Here is a 19,650-nt window from a genome sequence, read left to right as displayed (position 1 = left end):
TTCTGCTAATCCTCTTTATTAATTCTCCCCACAGCACAACTCACAAAAGATTTGGCTTTGAGCCAAAGGTTATTATTGCCTTTTTCGGGATAGCCAAGTTCTGCAAGTTTTTCTACAAGTTGTGCTTGCAGATTTTCGCCCCCCAAAACGCTAACGGTTTCTGTTTCCTTATTTACTTCTACTTTTTCAACGCCTGCAATAGATGAAACGGCTTTTTTGATACTATTTATACAACCACCGCATTTGATGTTTTCTACTTGAATGTGATATTCCATAATTGTCTTGATTTTGTTTTTTTAACAAAAATATTTCTTGAAAAATTCAGTTTTTTTGATAATTTTGCAAGATAATTTTTTTCAGCTATGAATAAAGCAGTTTTTCTGGATAGAGACGGTGTTTTGAATGTAGAAAGAGGTGAATATACTTACAAGATTGAGGATTTTATCTTAGAATACAGAGTTTGTGAGGCTTTGAAATTGCTCAAAGAAGCAGGTTTTTATTTGGTTATTATTACTAATCAGGGGGGCATAGCCCGAGGAACTTATACGGCTCAAGATGTTTGGCGATGCCATTATTTTCTGCAAGAAAAATGTGGAAACTTGATAGACGATTTGTATTATTCGCCTTACAATAGATATTATACGAATTCATTAAGCCGTAAGCCTGAAAGTCTGCTTTTTGAAAGAGCGATAGCACGTTACAATGTTGCTCCTTCCCTTTCGTATATGGTAGGCGATAATGACCGAGACCTCATTCCTGCTCAAAAATTAGGTATCAAAACGATTAAAGTAGGTTCTTATACCAGCGAATTACAAGTAGATTTTTATGCAGAAAATCTGTGGGAAGCTACGCAGAAAATTTTAAGTAGCTAAGCATTTTCTCTCACTGCAAATTGCAAAAGTATTTTCATTGGTATTATTTCAAGACATTTTTCGTTGGTCGCCTCTAAATCTACAAGGGGAGCTTTACCAGCCCGATAAGCTTCTAACCAACGAGAAGCACACAAACACCATCTATCACCGGGTTTCAAACCTTCAAACTGATACCAAGGAGCAGGCGTAATAAGGTCATTGCCTTGCTCCAAAGAAAATATCAAAAAATCTTCCGTAACCACTGCACAAACCGTGTGTGAGCCAACATCAGTTTCATCGGTATTGCAACAACCATCGCGAAAATATCCTGTAAGTGGCTTTTCGCTACAAATTTTGAGTGGCTCACCGAAAACATTTAGCTGTCCCATTTTATTTTTTCTCTTGGTTTTCTGCGTATGTGTATCCCATTCTGTTTCTTACCAAAAACTCCATATAGGTTGTTTTGATAAACTCATCATTTTGCATTTCAAGGGCTTTTTCGTAGCAAGAAAGAGCATCAAATAGTAGCTTATTCTCCTCAAAGAAACGAGCCAGTATCAAGTAATCCATTGCTGTTTCGGGGCGAAAGTCTTTAATTTCTTTCTCTATGTTGCTTCTGTTGCGAGCTTCCAAAAGACTAATGTTAAAACTGCCTTTTACATTCTCATTTTCGGCTTCATATACAAGCACTTCATAATTCGCCAATCCGTCTTTATTTTTTTTGAGCAAGCTAAAATTAAAAGTAAACTTTGGCTGGGTAACTTCTAAAAGAGCTACTGTTTCGCCGCCAAGTGTTTTTATTCGCACATAGTATTTTTTACCTTCCTCACCTACCCAAACAATTGTTGTACTATTGCCGAACAGATAAGAGTTTTCGCTTTCTGGAGGAACAACCAGGGGTATAGCTTTGTCTATACTAATAGATTTCCTCTCACGAGAAACTGCTCCTGTCATAGCCATATATTTACGATGATTTTTGTTGATGTCTTGCTTTTCAGCTTTGGTCATTTCACCAAGCACAAAACTTCCGTACTTGGCAAACGTAGAAGAACCTTGTGCAGGAACTTTGAAGTTGCCTAACAAATACTCTCCTTTTTGCTTAATTTCAAGGGTTTTGCCTGTTTTTTCGTGCATCAGATTGATATAGCTATTTTCACCCACTACAATAACATCAGAATTTTTAAGGGAAGTACCAATGAAAATTTTTTTCTTGGTCGTTTTAAGGGTGTTATTTCCGTAGCTGTGCAGCACTTTGAAATCTTGTGCCAAAAGTAAATTTGCACAAGCAAGAAGGAATAATAAACATAATTTTCTCATAGTTCTCAGATTTTAGAGAATTTTAATGGATTTATTTTTTACTTTTAGGTTGAGGCGGTCCGAAGGCATCGGCGAATTCTTTTTTTATTCTATCATCTACGAAATCCGCTGTTTCGCTGATTTCTTTCATCATATCTACTACTTCATCTGAATCTAAACCTTCTAAATAACGTGAAGCGGTTAGATAAATTTCGTTATCAAAAATTTCAAATCTTTCGGTAATAAAAGAGCTATTCATTTCCAGCAGGCGGCGGAAGAATTGCCTTTGTTTGCGGCGAGGCATTTCTGAAATATGAGCCATCATAGCAAGGGTTTTTTGCTCTCCTTCGGAAGTGGGTGTAGAGTTAAGCATCACTCGAATTGTAGCTGAGCCACGTTTGAATATCCAAGCTCCTTGAATAGGGGCTTTAGCATCGTTGGGGTTAATTCCCAGTTTCTTGAAAGCGTCTTCTACGGTTCTGATATAATCTAAATGCGACATAAGCCTAAAATTTTCTGAAACATAAATTGCTCAAAAATAAGACTTTTTCAAGAAAAAGCAAATTTTATACCTTTTTTTCAAAAAGTTCAAAAAAAAGGATAATACAACAAAAGACTACTTGCTTCTGATGGCTTCCACGGGGTCTAATGTAGAGGCATTCCAAGCAGGAATAATACCCGCAATAAGCCCCGCCATAGCCGAAACACTAAAACCAACAAGTATATTTTTTAGGCTCATTTGCAGTTCAAGGGATTCTTGGGGGATAAGTGTTATCAAGAATACCAGACCTATGCCAATTGCCCCACCTATTAGGCTCAAAAATATAGCTTCAAAAAGGAATTGAAAAAGAATAAAATAGTTTTTTGCCCCCAAAGCCTTTTGTATGCCAATAATGTGCGTCCGCTCTTTTACTGAAACAAACATAATATTGGCAATACCAAAAACCCCAACCAGTATCGCAAAAGAACCGATAATTGCCCCTGCAAAACTAATAACACCAAAAATGCTACTTACCTCACGGGCAATCATTTCAGGGCGATTAAGAGCAAAATTATCTTCATCTTTGGGCTTTAAGCCCCTTTTAATTCGCATCAAACTACGAGTTTCTGCTTCAAGATTCATCAGGTCTTTGTCTTCATCAAAACCTTTCAAAGAAATTGTTGGCTGAATACCAAAAATGCTAATTTTATACATTCTCGTAAAAGCACCATACGGAATAATACACTGAATATCCCGACGAGGAGCTCCCAAGAAATTCTCTCCTTCTCTTTCCATTACTCCGATAATGGTAAATTTTTGTCCTTTGACACGAATTTCCTTTCCCAAAGGGTTTTGCCCTGTAAAAAGTTTTTTGGCTACTTCATCACCAATCAGCACTATATTTCTGCCTGCCTCTACTTCTTTTTGTGAAAAATATCGCCCTTCACGAATCTTTACCTCCGAAACCTTGGAATAGCCATACGTTGCCCCTATCACGCTCACCCCTTCCATACTATTGCCCAAGTATTTGGCAGTTGCATTAGGACGTACCACATATAGAGCTACCCCTGAAGCTGTTTTTAGATTTTCCTCTAAAAACTTCATTTCCTCTAAATTTGCCACAGGGCGGTTGATGTATCGCCACCAAGGATAATCAGGTCCGAAAATCCAAGGCCATTTTTGTACGTAAATCACTTTATCACCCAAAAAAGCCAAACTTTGCCTGATGCTTCGCTCCAAAGAATCTACCACTGTAAAAATGGTAATAATAGCAAAAATCCCTATCGTTACTCCCAAAAGCGATAAAACAGTACGCAAAAGATTAGCCCGTAGAGCTTGCAGTGCAAAAGAAAAACTTTCCCAAATCAGACGAGTAAGCAGTAGCATAGATAGTAGAAAATATACACATTCAACGCAAAGATAAGCAAAATCTTGTATTTGCTCTTAGATGTTTAGAGCTTAACCAAAGATACTCATATAGAAACAAGAAAAAAGAAGCAAGAAACAGGATTTTTAGAAAACTGATGTGAGATACAAAAATAGCAAATAATCTTGAACTCAACGCTGAACTTTCTGAACGTAAATAATCACAAAAAAACAAATTTTTTTAGCCTTCAAATCCTTATCAGTTAAGCCCATACTTGCAAGAGATTGACAAAAAGTTTGACAATAAAGAAAAAAACCTCCATTAAAGTATTGCTTTCCCGTGGATTTTCTTGCGAAGTAGTATTGATTTTAGGCTTTTTATCGTTTTCAGTTAGTTTATTTTCCTTGTTTGGGGTATTCGTAGGAGTGCCATTGTTTTCTTTTTTGAGAATAGGAATTTTAACTTCCCCTTTATTTTTTACATATTTCTTTTCAGTATTTTTGTCCTTTTCTTTGCTTTTGCGAGGAATACTTTCTTGTTCAAAAATTTCGTTTCCACTCATTACCAAAGACTGCCCACTTGTGGAAAGTACCGCAAGCAACAATAGAATGCTCAAAAAATACTTCAAAAAGGGCATTTAGAAAAAAATTAAGTTTTGTTCAAAATGTAAAACCCAGAAATTATATTTTCAGACAAACAAAATACCTCAAATATGCTTTAAGAGAGAAAAAAGTCTTTTATTTGCACCAAAGTTAAAACAAATTCTTTGAAAAACAAAACTTTAACTCAAAATTTATGACTTACCCATACGTGATTGCAGGCACAGGAGCGGCAGGATTGAGTTTGGCATTTTATTTGGCTCAAACTTCTTTACGAAATCAAAAAATACTTCTCATAGATAAGAACCTCAAAAATCAGAACGATAGAACTTGGTGTTTTTGGCAAAAAAAAACCTCCCCTTTCGAAGAGATTATTTTTCGCAAATGGCAAAAAATAGCTTTTTTCAGCCGTTTTTTGGAAAAAACTTTAGACATTGCACCGTATCACTACAAAATGATACGTGGCATTGATTTTTATCTTTACACACAAAATTTTATCCAAAAAAATAGCGATTTTGAATTTCTGCAAGCAGAAATATATCAGATGCAAGAAAATAGCGATGAAGTTATTTTACAGACTTCCCAAGGCGAAATAAAAGCAAGGTATGTTTTCAATGGGCTTTGGCAATTGCCCCAAAACTTTGAACGTAAAAAAGGGTATTTTTATTGGTTTCAGCATTTCAAAGGCTGGTTTCTGAAAACACAAGAAACAAAATTTGAAGCGGATAAAATGTATTATATGGATTTTCGCGTACCTCAAAAAGAGCGTGAAGTCCGATTTGGTTATGTGCTACCTTTTAGCTCGCAAGAGGCTCTGGTAGAATTCACCGTGTTTTCCAATCATTTACTTGGCTCGCAAGAATATTTAACAGAATTGCAAAACTATACCGAAAATATTTTAGGCTTGCAAAACTATGAAATCAGTGAAACTGAATTTGGGGTTATTCCTATGTTTGACGAGCCATTTTTAAGCCAAAAATCTCAAAGAATTATCCCTATCGGCACGCGAGCAGGAGCGGCAAAAGCCAGTACGGGCTTTGCCTTTGATAGAATACAAAGACAAACGCATTTCATTGCAGAAAATCTCGCCAAAAGCGGTAAAGCTATTTTACCCAAAGAAAAACCCCTGTATCATCTGTATGATAGTGCTTTGCTTAATGTAATAGAGCATAACCGAATGAGTAGCGAAAGAGTGTTTAGCATACTTTTTGCCAAACACCCTATCCAGCGAATTTTTAGATTTTTAGACGAAGAAAGCAATTGGTACGAAGATGTACAAATAATGAATGCTATGCCTTGGAAACCATTCTTACAGGCAATTTTTGAAAATTGGAAAAATAGAAGCTAATCGTTCCCTTCCATTTTTATCATATTGAACCTGATACCTACTTGTGCTTGCATATCTTCGGCTTCTTCATAAGTGCTATCTTCTTCATCTACATAATACCAGTTGATAGTTACATTTCCCCCTTGGTCTTTATACTTTTTGAGCATAATCACCATTTCCTGAATAGCTCTTGCCGAAGAAGTATTGAAATAAGTAAGTTTGTAATTCATTTCAATAGGTTTGCGTATTTTTACAATATATTCTTCTAACCAAGCAATAAGTCTATTGAAAAACTCAAAAGTCTCTTCCTGATACGATTCGCCAGAAATAGTACAAATTCCCGTAGAAGCCGAAAAATTTACGTCAGGCGTAAAGTAGGTTTTTTTTTCACCTCTGATAATCAAATCTTCCATAACTCAATCTGTTTTTTTGTTAATTTGAGCAGTAATGAGAGCATATTGAGCATTTTGAAAATGAATAGTATCTAAAAGAATAGGGTTTGCAGTTTTTAGAGCTACTTCCACCAATCCTACATTTCCGCTATTAGCGTGGTCTTGGATAGCTTCATCACGAAAACTCATTTTTAGGTTTCGCAAACCTTTTCTGTCTAATAAATTGATTTTATGAACTCTATCTTGTAGCCTTTGCAATTGCTCATTATCCACTTGGTTGAGTGTAGTAATTTTTACGTAATTTTTATGCTCCGTGATGTAAAAAACTCCAATGCCAACTTCTTTGTTGATAATAGAAACCTTGGTGCGTTGTTGCGAATAAGAATTTACATTTTGAGCAAGTTCTACAAAAATGGCAAATAGCTTTTCACGCAGTTTCTCATCTAACATCAAATCATTTCGTATATGATGACTGATTTCTACAATCACGGGATACGAAAAAATGCCTTTGTAGAGAAATAATACGTTATCAGACAAATTTTCAAATAAATTTTGCATAATTCTAATTTATCGTAATTGTATTGGCATAAGCATTTTTCTCGGAATAAACAACATTTTCTTGCGGAAAAATGTCAAACAAGTTAAATTTAAGCATCAATTGGGCGGTTGCGACAACATCTTTTTCACAATATTTAGCAATTCTATCAAAATTTTTCTCTTCCCAAAAAACCCTGCTCACCATACTACCGTCTATATCGTCTTTGGGGGTTGGTATTTCAAATAGATGACAAAGCAGTTCTAATTTTGTAAAATTCTTTATATCTCCAAAACGCCATAGTTCCATTGTATCTATAAGGTGCTGAATATCCCAAGGTTTTTTTCCACGAATTTCAAGGGCTTCGGGCAAAGCCAACTGATTGACCATATACCTACGACACAAATAAGGAAAATCAAATTCTTTTCCATTATGAGCTACTAAATAATGAAAAAGCCATTCGTTACTCAACTTATTACCATTGGTATCAAAAATTCTTTTACCATTTTTATCAATCAAGTTACCGTAGCCATCTATTTTGCCTGCTTTTTTATCTAAAAACTCTTTGAACTCTGTAAGAATTTGCTTTTCATTTTCGCCAAAAAAAGATTTTACCCTGAAATACAACTGCTCATTTTTTTCATAGATAAAACCACAACTAATACACACAATTCTTCCAAATTCTGCATAGATAGCGGCTCTTTCGTAGTATTTTTCCTCGGCGGTAGCTTCTTTGGGTTCAAGGTTCTGGGACTTATATTCCCACATTTTTTGCATTCCTTCGGAAAGTTCCTGAAAATTTTGGGTAGCTCGTGCTGTTTCAATGTCCAAAAATAACATTCTCGTAATTTGCTCTTTGCTATACATCATAAAATTTTCGTAAATTTTGTGTTAAATGCGAAAATATATGCTTTTCAGAGCAAAAAGACAAGAAAAAAAAGTGTTTTTTTAACAAAATCGCTTTTGCAAAAAATAGGAAATTTTGAAGTTCTTGTTTTCAAAACTACTACCTACTTCAAAAAGAAATTGAGGGGTTTTATTCTTTTCGTCAAAGGATTTTTCAACCATAATTAGGAGGCAAAACATTTAACGAAAACAAACATTTTCTTTGCGAAACAGCCTAATTATTGAGCCAATCTATTGATAATTTCTATTTTAGCCCTGATAGTATCTAAAAGAACTTGGGGGGGAGAAATTTTCTGCAAACGACTTTGCAATAATTCTTTGATAGATTTTTCTAAATCGTGCTCTTCGTAGCAGGGCAGGCATTTTTCAATTTTACTTACCAACTGAGGTGTAATTTCTACAACATTTTCACTATCCAAAATAGTATAGAGCGTTTCTATACAGCAACAAGTACAAGGTTGTGATTTAGGTGTAGTTTCTTGCGGCTTCATATTTCAAGATTTTTGCAAATAACCGAGTTTTTTAGCGTAATCAGTGAGTTTTTCTCGCAATAAACCACGGGCTCTATGCAAACGAGAACGCACCGTACCTATTGGAATATCCAGAATTTTTGCCATTTCTTCGTAAGTAAATCCTTCTATATCGCAAAGAATGATAGCTATTCTAAAATCTACGTCCAATGAGTTGATTGCATTAGCTACTTCATCACCTATAAGTTCTTGGACGGTTTCATTGCGTAAGTCGGTAGTAGCTTCAATTTCTGGCTCAAACTCTTCGGAATTGTAATAAGTTTCAACTTCCTGATAATCAACTTTTGATGGTTGTTTGCTTTTTCTGCGAAAATCGTTGATGAAACTATTTTTTAATATTCTAAACAACCAAGCCTTGGCATTAGTTCCTTTTTCAAAGGAGTCTATGAAACGAAAGGCTTTCAGATAAGTATCTTGGACAAGATCGTTGGCATCATCTTCATCAAGGGTAAGCCGAAAAGCAAAATTATACATAGAATCCAAATGGGGGATAAGTTCCTCATTGAATATTTTATGCTTTTCGGCTTCGGTGTAGGTAGTAGTTTCCATAAAAATTCAAAAAGCCTGTTAAGATAACGCTTTTTTAGAAATTTTGTTATACTCTATTCAATTTTTATCCCTATAACCAGCACGTCATCAATCTGACTAAAATTGCCTTTCCATTCGTTAAATTCTTTTTCCAAGAAAATTTTTTGTTCATCTATTTTCATCAAAGCGGCTTTCTGCAATAGTTCCTTGAATTTTCGGTAGCCAAGTTTTTTCTTTTTTTCACCCCCGAATTGATCTTGATAGCCATCAGAAAATAGGTACAACATATCACCTTTTTCTAACTGAAAGCTCTGCTCTACGAAATCTTTTGCTTCTCTGCTCATTCCTCCAATGATGTGCCTATCAAAGGATAGCTCTATAAGTACATCGTTTCTTACGATATACACAGGCGTACTTGCTGAAACATATTGTAGCTCAAGCGTTTTCATATTGATTTTACAAAAAGCTATTACAAGCCCATCTTGGGTTGGTTCTTCATCAGGCTGAACATTTTTATGAAGCAATTTGACAAGCCCCCTATCAAAAATAGTAAGTAGCTCGCCCAAGTTTTGATGCTCCTTTCTAAAAAAAGCATAATCCAAACTGATGTTTGCCATAGTAGCCATAATAGCTCCTGGCACGCCGTGTCCTGTACAATCGGCAACAGCAATGTAAAAACAATTCTCATCTCCCTGAAACCAATAGAAGTCTCCACTCACTACATCACGAGGCTGATAAAATATAAAATGCTCTTTCAAAAATTTGCTCATATACTTTTCACTGGGCAAAATCGCATTCTGGATTCGTTGAGCATAGCGAATACTGGATAAAATATTTTCTCTTGTACGTTCAATTTCATTTTTAGCATTTTCCAATGCTGCATTACTTTGGGTGAGTTCTTCTTTCTGCTCCTCTAATTCGCGAGTTCTTTTCAGAACTTCCCTTTCTAAATTTTTACTCAAATAAGCTGCACGAGCATATGCACGAGCAATACGATAAGAAATTACAAAAGATTGAAAAAACAAAAACAAAAGCATTCCCAACGAAGTAATGTTGGCATAATTGAATAAAATAATACCCTGATGATGCAATATTTCTAAAAAACTGAAAACCAGAGGCATAAGAAAAGCTAGTAGAATCAAATATGCTTCTTTTACTCCTTTTCGCTTGGCTTTTATGCAAGCATAAATTTCTAAAATATACAAAGCATAAATCACCAAGTAGTAAATAAGAATTGTATGCAAATAAGTAGGAATAGGTAAAAAAGCTAGTAAAAGCATCGCAACAGCCATAATTACAGCTATGCGAAATGCTTTTCGGCTCAAAACCCCAGGTAAAAGAGCATCAAGAAAAAGCAAAATAGCAAGTGGTAAAGCATAAGCCGAAAAAAACTCGGTTCTCATCATTAGTTCAAAACTACTATTGGGGAAAATTTCACGCCAATACTGCGAACCAACACTCAACAAAGAAGTTCTTAAAACTACCAACAAACATATAATAGCCAAGTAAAGCGAATCGTGATTGCTTTGGCGTCGAGAAAGGAAAAAGTACAAAATACTATGAAATACCGCCATAAATACCAAAGCCCCCATTATGAAAAGCTCAAAGTCGTGTATTTTTTTATTCTTCCGATATACCTCTTGCCAGGCACCTAAATACATTGGATAATAAATCCCCCCACGAAAATGCTCATAATTGCTGATTTGAAGTGTAATTTGTAGGGTGTTATTTACAAGAAATTGATTGGGTATCTTGATAATATTTTTCTGATAGGAAGCCACCGAACTATCTGCCGAGGTAGCAAAATTACCCATACTTGTATAAAGCGAATCATTGAACCACAAGCGATATGCCGTAGCTACATTAGGCAGTTCCAAACCTAAATCTTTACTCCCACGAGGCAATTTGATAAGTAGGCTGTATGTAGCAAAGCCCTGCGGTGGATAGCCCTTTTTGTTCCACTCGGTAGGAAGGGGCAAAAAGGTTTGGCTTCGCAAAATTTCTTTGGGTGAAAATTCTTTCTGCCAAGCAAAAAAAAACTCTCCTTTCAATCGTAAGAGTTCTATTTTTTTTTCGTTAGAAAGGTCTAAAACCCCCTTTCGGGCTACAAAATGCTGTTTCTCTTTCCAACAACTTGTAAGCCCAAAGAGCAAAAAAATACTCGCTATGTAAATTTTTTTGAACAAAGCAGAAATTGTTTCCGTGAAAAATTACGAAAATTTACGTGAGCAAACAAATAGTTTCGGTTAAAAAGTTAATTTTTCCTCCCTAACTGAATATCAAACATAGTTGAAATATCAAAATAGAGCAAACAAAATGCCTTATGTCTAAATATTCTAATGTCTCATCATCATCATTCATCTATCCACTTCACCCATTACAAAGTCTAGTGAGCCAACGATAGCTATTAAATCGGCAATGAGTACATTTTCAGTAAGTGCAGGCAGTACAGAAAGGTTGCAAAAGGAAGCTCCACGAGCTTTGCAACGAAATGGAATATCTGTTTTACCATCACTGCGAAAGAAAAAACCAAGTTCTCCTTTGGGGTTTTCTGCTCGGATATAAAAGTCCATTGCCTTGGGACGAATTTTCTTGGGAACAAGCGCCTGTGGGTCAAATTCTTTACCTCGTTTGCAGTCAGTAGTAAGTTTTTGCAGACATTGCTGAATAATTTTCACACTTTCTTTACATTCTTGCATACGCACCCAGGTTCTATCCCAACAATCGCCCACACTTCCTACAATACCCTGCCCTATGGGTACATCAAAATCTATTTCCGAATATACGGAATAAGCATCTATTTTTCGCAAATCGTATTTTAGCCCCGAAGCCCGCAAAATAGGTCCCGAAACACCATAATTGATAGCCACCTGCAAGGGCAATACCCCCACATTGGCAGTTCTTTGAATAAAAATTTTATTCTCTAAAAGCACGGTTTCGGTTTCTTGCAATTTAGGCAAAAGGTAATGGATAAACTCTTGGCATTTTTCCTCAAAACCAATAGGTAAGTCGTAAAAAAGCCCCCCTATCCAGATATAATTGTAGAGCAATCTCGCACCACAAGTCCATTCTAACATACGCAAGATATGCTCTCTATCTCGCATCATCCACAAAAAAGGCGTAAAAGCACCAATATCAATAGCATACGTACCAATGGCAATAAAATGTGAAGCAAGCCGATTCAGTTCTGCCACCAGAACCCTGATGTATTCTACACGCTTGGGCAAATCTTTTTCAATGCCAAGCATACGCTCAACCCCCATTACAAAAGCCCATTCATTATTCATTGCCGCTACATAGTCCATTCTGTCGGTGTAGGGAATAATTTGATTGTAGGGTAAGGCTTCGGCGTGCTTTTCAAAACATCTATGTAAATAACCAATATGAGGCACAACTTTTTTTACAAGCTCTCCATCTGTAATTACTTCCAAACGCAAAACCCCGTGTGTAGAAGGGTGTTGAGGACCAAAGTTGATAAGCATTTCATCATCAGCCAAATCTATTTCCTGAAATTTAGTAGGTTCAGAATTTTGAAAATGCTCATCGCGATAGATATATTGCACTTTGGACATAAAATTCTAATAGTTTCGTAAAGATAAGTAAAAATTTAAGACCTAAATATTTTGAGAAACCCCTCTTAAACTTCTACGCTGTTCGTCCTAAAAATAATCAAAAAATTCAAATTTCTGCAACTACAAAGGTACTTCCTCCTACAAAAATCAAATCGTCTTTCTGTGCTTGTTTTTGTGCAAAAATATAAGCATCAACTACACTATTAAAAACTTTGTATTTCAAAGATATTTTATCAGCAAAATAACTAATCTTCTCCACAGGCATAGCCCGCTGAATATTCGGTTGGCAGAAATAAAATGAGGCTTTTTTCGGAAAAATAGACAGCAATTTTTCTACATCTTTATCACTCACAAAACCCAAAACCAAATGCAAATCTTGATGAGGTGTCTGATTGATTTGCTCTACGACTTCCCTGATTCCTTGTTCATTGTGAGCAATATCAGCAATGGTCAGAGGATTTTCTTGCAATATTTGCCACCTACCCCGTAAATCTGTGTTTGAAATAACATTTTTTATGCCGTCTTTGAGAGCTTTTTCTGAAACTTGATAGCCTTTTTCCCGCAAAATCTCAATGGTTTTAAGTACTCCTACTAAGTTTTTTTTCTGATAATTGCCAAGCAGACCCGATTGTAAATCTAAAATTTGCTCTGTACGTGTATTCTGGTAAATAAGCTCTAAAAAAGGCATTTGTAAATGGCTTTCCAACAAAATAAAATTTTCCTGTGCAAAATAAATAGGAGCATTTTCTTGTTGAGCTTTTTGTATGAAAACAGAAATGGTTTCGGGGTGTTTTTCACTAATCACTATGGGTGTTTGGCGTTTAATAATGCCTGCTTTTTCAGACGCAATTTGAGCAAGCGTATTTCCAAGCCACTGCTGATGGTCATAGCCTATGGTTGTAATAACGGAAATTTCAGGTAAAATGATGTTCGTAGCGTCTAACCTTCCCCCCATACCTGTTTCTACCACAGCAATATCTACTTGATTTTCTGCAAAATACCAAAAAGCAAGTGCAATCATAGCCTCAAAAAATGAGGCTTGCGTTTGCTCTATAAGGTTTTGATATTTACTCACAAAATCAGCAAGAGCGATTTGTTCTATTTCTTTTCCGTTGATTTTGATGCGTTCTGTGAAAGATTTAAGATGTGGCGAAGTAGTTAGTCCTACCTTGTACCCTGCTTCTTGCAAAATAGATGCTAAAAAATGCGAAGTACTACCTTTTCCGTTGGTACCTGCAATATGAATTGATTTGAATTTCTTTTCAGGATTTTTCAGTACATTACAAAGCAATTGTATGCGTTCTAACCCACTTTTGTAGGCTTGCCCGCCAATATTTTGAAAAATAGGCAATTTTTGTAAGAGAAAATCAGTAGCTTCTTGGAAAGTCATTTTAGTAAATTGTGTAAAATTAAATGCAGAGTATAAAAAACAAAAACCCCAAGAAAACTCTTAGGGTTTAAGAGGTCGAAAGCGGATTCGAACCGCTGTAAAAGGTTTTGCAGACCTCTGCCTAGCCACTCGGCCATTCGACCATTTAAGGACTGCAAAGGTAAGCAAAAGTTTTGTTTCTTGCAAATTATTCCTTCATTTTTTTGATTTTGGGTTCATCATTTTCCTCTTCATCAACTTCTTCCAAAGCACTTTGAGCGGATTTTTCCATTTCTAAATAAAACTCTTCAATGCTTTTGTAGGAAAGTGGATTTTTCTTGAATACAGCATTTGTTTCCTCTAAAATTTCCTCATCAATCAAGCCGTTTTCAAAAAGACTATCCAATTCTGTCTGAAACTCTTTGAAATCAGCGTCCAAGAGGTCGCAAGCGAAATTAGAAATAAACTCAATATCTGCTTCAAAATCAGGCTCATCGCCAAAAATACCCTCCTCATCTGCTAAAATTTCAAGGCTCTCTTCCGCCAAAATAAAATCTAAAATCTTTTTGTAAATTTTCTTGATACTCTCTCTCTTTTCAGGATAATGCAAAGCCATTTGAGCAAGCCCCGTAGAAATAGCTGTACGAGCATACACATCTGCATTACCTTCAAAAAGTATGCTTTTGCAGGCATCAAGGTCTTGATGACCTAAATGGCAAATATACGTCCAAATTTCTTCGGTGAGAAAATCGGGGTGAAAGAGGCGATCAATATCCCAAATATCACCTTGAAGCATTTGCAAAATTTTCTTACATACTTTACCGCTTCTAATTTCACGCAATAACAAAACAGCGTGCAAAGGTGCAAATCTGCCTTCGTCCGAAGGCAAAGTTTCGTAGTAGTCAGCATTTTGGAAGGCATCATCAAGAATAGCAAGCAAATCTTGTTCTACTGCCGAGCCTAACTGCCTAATTTCCTGAATTACCTCACGAGCTATGCGGTAATCGTTGCCGTAAAGTTCTTGAACAATAGAATATTGAAATTGCATTAGAAAAATTATATTTTGTTTGTGAAAATAGCAATTTTGTCAAAATAAAAAAACTTTTCAACAAAAAATTGCTTAAATTTATCCAAAAATATGTAATTTTAGCTCAAAACTCAAATTGAACTTAGTAACAATGAAAAATTTTATCAGCCTTACTTTATTTCTGTTGAGCTTTGGACTTTGGGCACAACCCAAAGCAGATAAAAACTTTGAAGAGGCTCAGAAGGCTTACAAAAAAATGCAATATGCAAAAGCATTAGAGTTATATCAGAAAGCCTTTCAAAACGACACAGCCAATATTATTATCAAAGAAAAAATTGCCCACTGCTACCGTAAATTGCAAGATACCGAAAATGCAGAAATTTGGTATGCCAAAGTGGTACATTCACCCATTACAGACCCCGAAGATAAAATTTATTACGCCCAAGCCCTCGCCAGCAACAACAAGCACGCCGAAGCCCAACTTTGGTACAATGCCTATGCCAAGCAAGTAAAAGATGATAGCAGGGCTTTGGCTTTTTCACTTGCCTATCAAAATCTGCAAGATTTCTACAAGGACTCTTTGAATTATGAAATTCGTTTAGCCCCCTTCAATTCCACGGAATCTGATTTTTCACCCGTATATTGTGGCAATAATATTGTTTTTGCCTCAAACCGAAACTATCGTTCGCGGACACAATTTCAGTGGGACAATTCTCCTTTTGTGGAACTTTTTATGTATGAAAAAAAGAAAGTAAAGCCTTTTCCTCTTTCACAAAAAACAAACTACCACGAGGGTCCTGCGGTATTTTCAGCCAAAGGCGATACCATTATTTACACCCGCAACAGCCAAAAAAAGTCTAAACCCACCGCTGATGCCAAAACACCTGCTTCCACAAGCAAATTCAATAGACTAAAACTCTTTTTTGCCTACAAACAAGCAAATGGGACTTGGGGCAAAGAAAAAGAATTTCCCCACAATTCTGCTGATTTTTCTACGATGCACCCCGCTCTCAGCCCCGATGGCAAAACACTTTATTTTGTTTCTGATAGAACAGGCGGACACGGCGGAATGGATTTGTGGGTTTCTCGCTTTGAAAACGACAAGTGGAGCGAACCTCAAAATCTCGGCGAAACTTTCAACACACGCGGGCACGAAGTTTTTCCCTATGTGGATAGCAAAGGAAATTTGTATTTTGCTTCTAACGGACACGGCGGACTGGGCGGCTTAGATATTTTTATAGCAGAAAACGTAGGAGGCAAGTTACTTGCACCGGTAAATTTAGGTTACCCTATCAATTCTACTAAAGATGATTTTGGATTTTTCTTCAATCCGAAAACGAAAAGAGGCTTCCTTTCCTCTAACCGAGGCGATGGACCCGGCAAAGATGATATTTATGAAGTAATTGCCCGAAAACCATTGAGTAGCTTCAATGAAATGATTATTCTCACACGCAACGAAACTAATAACGAACCTGTACCACTCACCGAAATTAAAATCAATACCGAACAAAAAACTGCTGTATATTTTACAGATGTAAATGGCAACACAAGGCATTTTTTCAATAAACGTTTGCACTATCAAATCACGGTGAGTAAGCAAGGTTTTGAAACCACCGAAATCACCCTTATTCCCGAACAAATTGCGAGCCACCCCGAAGGAGATACTTTGGAAATTGACCTCTACCCCGAACGTAAAAGTATTACAATCTTAAAAGCAATTGACGATTTTTCGCAAACTAAAATCCCCGTTTTTATGCGAATTGTGAATACTACTGCCAAGAAAGTAATATTCAACCAAGATACTGATGGAAAATTTGAAAAAAATTTGGATAAAGGTTCGTATGAGGTTTCCGTATGGACAAAAGGTTATTTTGGTGATGCAGAAATCATAAAAGTTGCCGATAAAAAAGACCGTACTTTCAAGCTTTTTCGTCTTAAACCTTTACGAAAAAATGAATTATACCTCACACAAATTTTATTTGAGAAAAATAGCGATAAACCTACTAAAAATAGCTTCGCAGAATTGGAGGTTTTGCAGAAAACTATGGAAAACAATCCTGACGTAGCTATCAAAATCATTGCTTTTGCACAAGGAAATAAACAAGATTCCCAAAATTTGGTTTTAGCTGAAAAAAGAGCCAAAGCCGTGCAGAACTTTCTGATAAGTAAAAAAATTGATAAAAAACGTGTGCAAATACAAGGCTCTACGGAAAAAGATAATGGCGTAAGTATTCAAGTTTTAGAAATTGATGAAAACAATCAAGAAGAACCTCTCAAATCCATTTTCGACGATTAATTTCATAGAAATAAACGCTATTTTTCTGCTCGTAGCTATGCATTTGGCAGGCATTGTGGGTCTTTCTTGGGAACTTACTCGCAATGTTTTTCTTTCGCTCGTTCCTTTCAATTTGCTTGCTAACTTAGCTCTGGTGCTACATTTTCACCAAAATTGGACAAAAAAGTTTATCATAACTTGTCTTTTTGTAATGCTTGCAGGTTTTGGCATAGAAGTCGTGGGCGTACAGACGCAAATTATTTTTGGAAATTACTGGTACGAAACCACTTTGGGCTATAAAATTTGGGGTGTTCCCCTACTAATTGCCGTCAATTGGCTTATTGTAATCTATACGAGTCAGGCGGTAGTGAGTTTGTTCAAAATTTCGCCGATGTTACACATATTGCTTGCTACATTGCTTACGGTGGGTTTAGATGTACTCATAGAACCCGTTGCCATTCGTTTTGATTTTTGGGATTGGGCAGGGGGCATCGTACCTTTACAAAACTACGCAGGCTGGGCAGGAACTGCCTTGATATTGCATACGATTTTTACTCTTTCAAAATCTTTTCAAACTAATTCGGTGGCTATTGCTTTATATTTCTGTGAGATTTTGTTCTTTATTGCCTTGCAAATTTTATAGAATTTGGGTAAATTTACCAAAATCAAAGCCATATGCAACTCCAAGAAAAAAAACAACATTACACCTTCACCGAATATGAAACGTTAGAACAAGAAACAGGAGAACGTTTCCTGTACTACCACGGCGAAGTATTCGCTATGGCTGGTACTACCAAAAGACATAATGATATTGTTCTTGAAACTGCATACTATTTGAAAGATACTTTTAGAAACAGATGCAAGGTTTTCGCAGAAAACGTAAAATTAGAACTTGTCCCCAACGCTTACTACGTATATCCTGATATTTTACTTACTTGCCACTCCGAAGATATTAGCGATGATGAGCAAACTTTCATCAAATACCCCTCGCTCATTGCCGAAGTGCTTTCCGAAAGTACGCAAAGCTATGATATGCAAGATAAAAAAGCGTGGTATTTCAAAATCCCTACTTTGCAGTATTATTTGCTTATTTTTCCCAAAAAACCTCGAGTAGAAGTCTTTGAACGAAACGGCGATTTCTGGATTTTCCGCTTCTTTGAAAATCTAACCGATAACATTAACCTTGAAAAATTAAACCTTAAACTCCCTTTGAACGTAATTTACAAAGGTATTAACTTCTAACAATATGCAACTCCAAGAAAAAAAACAACATTACACCTTCACCGAATACGAAACGTTAGAACAAGAAACAGGAGAACGTTTCCTGTACTACCACGGCGAAGTATTCGCTATGGCTGGTACTACTTTACGGCATAACAAAATCGTAAGAAATCTATGGAGCTATTTGCAAGAAATACTTGCAGAGCAAAAATGTGAAGTTTTTTCCGAAAACGTAAAATTAGAACTTGCCCCCAACGCTTACTACGTATATCCTGATATTTTACTCACTTGCCACTCCGAAGATATTAGCGATGATGAGCAAACTTTCATCAAATACCCCTCGCTCATTGCCGAAGTGCTTTCCGAAAGTACACAAAGCTATGATATGCAAGATAAAAAAGCGTGGTATTTCAAAATCCCTACTTTGCAGTACTATTTGCTTATTTTTCCCAAAAAACCTCGGGTAGAAGTCTTTGAACGAAACGGCGATTTCTGGATTTTCCGCTTCTTTGAAAATCTAACCGATAACATTAACCTTGAAAAATTAAACCTTAAACTCCCTTTGAACGTAATTTACAAAGGTATTAACTTCTAACAATATGCAACTCCAAGAAAAAAAACAACATTACACCTTCACCGAATACGAAACCCTTGAAAAAGAAACAGGAGAACGTTTTCTGTATTACTACGGCGAAGTGTTTGCTATGGCAGGTACTACTTTACGGCATAACAAAATCGTAAGAAATCTATGGAGCTATTTGCAAGAAATACTTGCAGAGCAAAAATGTGAAGTTTTTTCCGAAAATGTTAAATTAGAGCTTGCCCCCAACGCTTACTACGTATATCCTGATATTTTACTCACTTGCCACTCCGAAGATATTAGCGATGATGAGCAAACTTTCATCAAATACCCCTCGCTCATTGCCGAAGTGCTTTCCGAAAGTACGCAAAGCTATGATATGCAAGATAAAAAAGCGTGGTACTTCAAAATCCCTGCTTTGCAATATTATTTGCTTATCTTTTCCAAAAAAACACGAGTAGAACTCTTTGAACGAAACGGCGATTTCTGGATTTTCCGCTTCTTTGAAAATCTGAACGAAAGCATCAGGCTTGAAAAATTAGGAGTTGAATTGCCCCTGAATACAATTTACAAGGGAATTTCTTTTCAAGATAAATAGCCCCTCCAAACCAAAGAAAATAACATAAAGTTTCTTTTTGAGCTTTCTTTATTTTCCTTTTTTTAATTTAGAGGTTGTTTAGGATTTATTTTTTTTGATAATTCTTCGGATAAAAATGACCATAAAGGATAAAATTAACAAATTTACCCACGTATCTACTCTGGTTTCATAGCGTATGATTAAAGCCTTGAATTGGT

The 19,650-nt window shown here is 36.1% G+C and carries 22 protein-coding genes and 1 tRNA gene; 7 read left to right on the top strand and 16 right to left on the bottom strand.

All coding sequences use genetic code 11. From position 1 onward, the window contains the following. Positions 1–5: 5 nt before the first annotated feature. Positions 6–275, bottom strand: a complete 270-nt coding sequence (locus Rain11_RS04800; protein ID WP_101358208.1) for a heavy-metal-associated domain-containing protein — start codon at positions 273–275, stop codon at positions 6–8. An 87-nt stretch (positions 276–362) separates the two neighbouring features. On the opposite strand from Rain11_RS04800, the gene Rain11_RS04795 reads away from it, so the two are divergent. After that, complete coding sequence (locus tag Rain11_RS04795) at positions 363–872, top strand: D-glycero-alpha-D-manno-heptose-1,7-bisphosphate 7-phosphatase (RefSeq protein ID WP_101358207.1); 510 nt, start codon at positions 363–365, stop codon at positions 870–872. Here the strand turns inward: Rain11_RS04795 and Rain11_RS04790 are convergent. The 5 genes from Rain11_RS04790 to Rain11_RS04770 form a co-directional block, all read right to left on the bottom strand. Then, entirely contained in the window at positions 869–1,240 is a 372-nt protein-coding gene (locus tag Rain11_RS04790) for a DUF2237 family protein (RefSeq protein ID WP_101358206.1), read from the bottom strand. The genes Rain11_RS04795 and Rain11_RS04790 overlap by 4 nt on opposite strands. A 1-nt stretch (position 1,241) precedes the next feature. After that, a complete protein-coding gene (locus Rain11_RS04785) occupies positions 1,242–2,168 on the bottom strand; it encodes a hypothetical protein (protein ID WP_101358205.1) in 927 nt (308 codons plus the stop codon). 31 nt (positions 2,169–2,199) lie between these two features. After that, positions 2,200–2,649: a YbjN domain-containing protein gene (locus tag Rain11_RS04780; RefSeq protein ID WP_101358204.1), complete on the bottom strand. Its 450-nt coding sequence runs from the start codon at positions 2,647–2,649 to the stop codon at positions 2,200–2,202. Positions 2,650–2,763: 114 nt separating this feature from the next. After that, on the bottom strand, positions 2,764–4,014 hold the full coding sequence (locus Rain11_RS04775; protein WP_101358203.1) for an ABC transporter permease: 1,251 nt from the start codon (positions 4,012–4,014) through the stop codon (positions 2,764–2,766). A gap of 242 nt (positions 4,015–4,256) precedes the next feature. Continuing rightward, positions 4,257–4,631 (bottom strand): hypothetical protein, encoded by a 375-nt coding sequence (locus Rain11_RS04770; protein ID WP_101358202.1) that lies wholly within the window; start codon positions 4,629–4,631, stop codon positions 4,257–4,259. Between the two features lie 158 nt (positions 4,632–4,789). On the opposite strand from Rain11_RS04770, the gene Rain11_RS04765 reads away from it, so the two are divergent. Further along, complete coding sequence (locus tag Rain11_RS04765; RefSeq protein WP_101358201.1) at positions 4,790–5,941, top strand: lycopene cyclase family protein; 1,152 nt, start codon at positions 4,790–4,792, stop codon at positions 5,939–5,941. On the opposite strand, the gene Rain11_RS04760 is transcribed toward Rain11_RS04765, so the two are convergent. The 10 genes from Rain11_RS04760 to Rain11_RS04710 form a co-directional block, all read right to left on the bottom strand. Then, on the bottom strand, positions 5,938–6,333 hold the full coding sequence (locus Rain11_RS04760; protein WP_101358200.1) for a DUF1987 domain-containing protein: 396 nt from the start codon (positions 6,331–6,333) through the stop codon (positions 5,938–5,940). The genes Rain11_RS04765 and Rain11_RS04760 overlap by 4 nt on opposite strands. A 3-nt stretch (positions 6,334–6,336) precedes the next feature. Then, positions 6,337–6,870, bottom strand: a complete 534-nt coding sequence (locus tag Rain11_RS04755; protein ID WP_101358199.1) for a SiaB family protein kinase — start codon at positions 6,868–6,870, stop codon at positions 6,337–6,339. 4 nt (positions 6,871–6,874) lie between these two features. Continuing rightward, positions 6,875–7,717, bottom strand: coding sequence for a ribonuclease H-like domain-containing protein (locus tag Rain11_RS04750; RefSeq protein ID WP_243390544.1), 843 nt, complete (start codon positions 7,715–7,717; stop codon positions 6,875–6,877). 254 nt (positions 7,718–7,971) lie between these two features. After that, positions 7,972–8,244 (bottom strand): anti-sigma factor, encoded by a 273-nt coding sequence (locus tag Rain11_RS04740; RefSeq protein WP_101358196.1) that lies wholly within the window; start codon positions 8,242–8,244, stop codon positions 7,972–7,974. Positions 8,245–8,247: 3 nt separating this feature from the next. After that, positions 8,248–8,832, bottom strand: a complete 585-nt coding sequence (locus tag Rain11_RS04735; RefSeq protein ID WP_101358195.1) for a sigma-70 family RNA polymerase sigma factor — start codon at positions 8,830–8,832, stop codon at positions 8,248–8,250. Between the two features lie 53 nt (positions 8,833–8,885). Beyond that, positions 8,886–10,997: a PP2C family protein-serine/threonine phosphatase gene (locus Rain11_RS04730; RefSeq protein WP_101358194.1), complete on the bottom strand. Its 2,112-nt coding sequence runs from the start codon at positions 10,995–10,997 to the stop codon at positions 8,886–8,888. A 171-nt stretch (positions 10,998–11,168) separates the two neighbouring features. Beyond that, positions 11,169–12,383, bottom strand: coding sequence for an NADH-quinone oxidoreductase subunit D (locus tag Rain11_RS04725; protein ID WP_101358193.1), 1,215 nt, complete (start codon positions 12,381–12,383; stop codon positions 11,169–11,171). Positions 12,384–12,489: 106 nt separating this feature from the next. Continuing rightward, positions 12,490–13,773 carry a bifunctional folylpolyglutamate synthase/dihydrofolate synthase gene (locus Rain11_RS04720; protein ID WP_101358192.1) on the bottom strand — a complete coding sequence of 428 codons (1,284 nt, stop codon included), beginning with the start codon at positions 13,771–13,773 and terminating at the stop codon, positions 12,490–12,492. A gap of 72 nt (positions 13,774–13,845) precedes the next feature. Continuing rightward, positions 13,846–13,916: transfer RNA gene (locus Rain11_RS04715), tRNA-Cys, on the bottom strand. 44 nt (positions 13,917–13,960) lie between these two features. Next, positions 13,961–14,800 carry a DUF1186 domain-containing protein gene (locus Rain11_RS04710; protein ID WP_101358191.1) on the bottom strand — a complete coding sequence of 280 codons (840 nt, stop codon included), beginning with the start codon at positions 14,798–14,800 and terminating at the stop codon, positions 13,961–13,963. Between the two features lie 130 nt (positions 14,801–14,930). Between Rain11_RS04710 and Rain11_RS04705 the strand changes: the two genes are divergently transcribed. From Rain11_RS04705 to Rain11_RS04685, 5 genes are read left to right on the top strand one after another with little or no spacing between them, the layout of a single operon-like run. Continuing rightward, positions 14,931–17,075, top strand: coding sequence for an OmpA family protein (locus Rain11_RS04705; RefSeq protein WP_101358190.1), 2,145 nt, complete (start codon positions 14,931–14,933; stop codon positions 17,073–17,075). Then, the gene (locus Rain11_RS04700; RefSeq protein ID WP_101358189.1) at positions 17,029–17,697 is read left to right on the top strand and encodes a carotenoid biosynthesis protein; all 669 of its coding nucleotides are present in this window, start codon (positions 17,029–17,031) and stop codon (positions 17,695–17,697) included. The genes Rain11_RS04705 and Rain11_RS04700 overlap by 47 nt, the downstream gene beginning before the upstream one ends. Before the next feature lie 32 nt (positions 17,698–17,729). Next, positions 17,730–18,296, top strand: coding sequence for a Uma2 family endonuclease (locus tag Rain11_RS04695; protein WP_101358188.1), 567 nt, complete (start codon positions 17,730–17,732; stop codon positions 18,294–18,296). Positions 18,297–18,300: 4 nt separating this feature from the next. Next, positions 18,301–18,870: a Uma2 family endonuclease gene (locus tag Rain11_RS04690; protein WP_101358187.1), complete on the top strand. Its 570-nt coding sequence runs from the start codon at positions 18,301–18,303 to the stop codon at positions 18,868–18,870. Between the two features lie 4 nt (positions 18,871–18,874). After that, positions 18,875–19,453 (top strand): Uma2 family endonuclease, encoded by a 579-nt coding sequence (locus tag Rain11_RS04685; protein ID WP_101358186.1) that lies wholly within the window; start codon positions 18,875–18,877, stop codon positions 19,451–19,453. The last annotated feature ends 197 nt before the right edge of the window (positions 19,454–19,650 follow it).

The sequence above is a fragment of the Raineya orbicola genome (assembly GCF_002843425.1).
GTDB lineage: Bacteria > Bacteroidota > Bacteroidia > Cytophagales > Thermonemataceae > Raineya > Raineya orbicola.
Note: the sequence above shows the minus strand (reverse complement) of the source record. Positions and strands in the feature narration are given on the sequence as shown.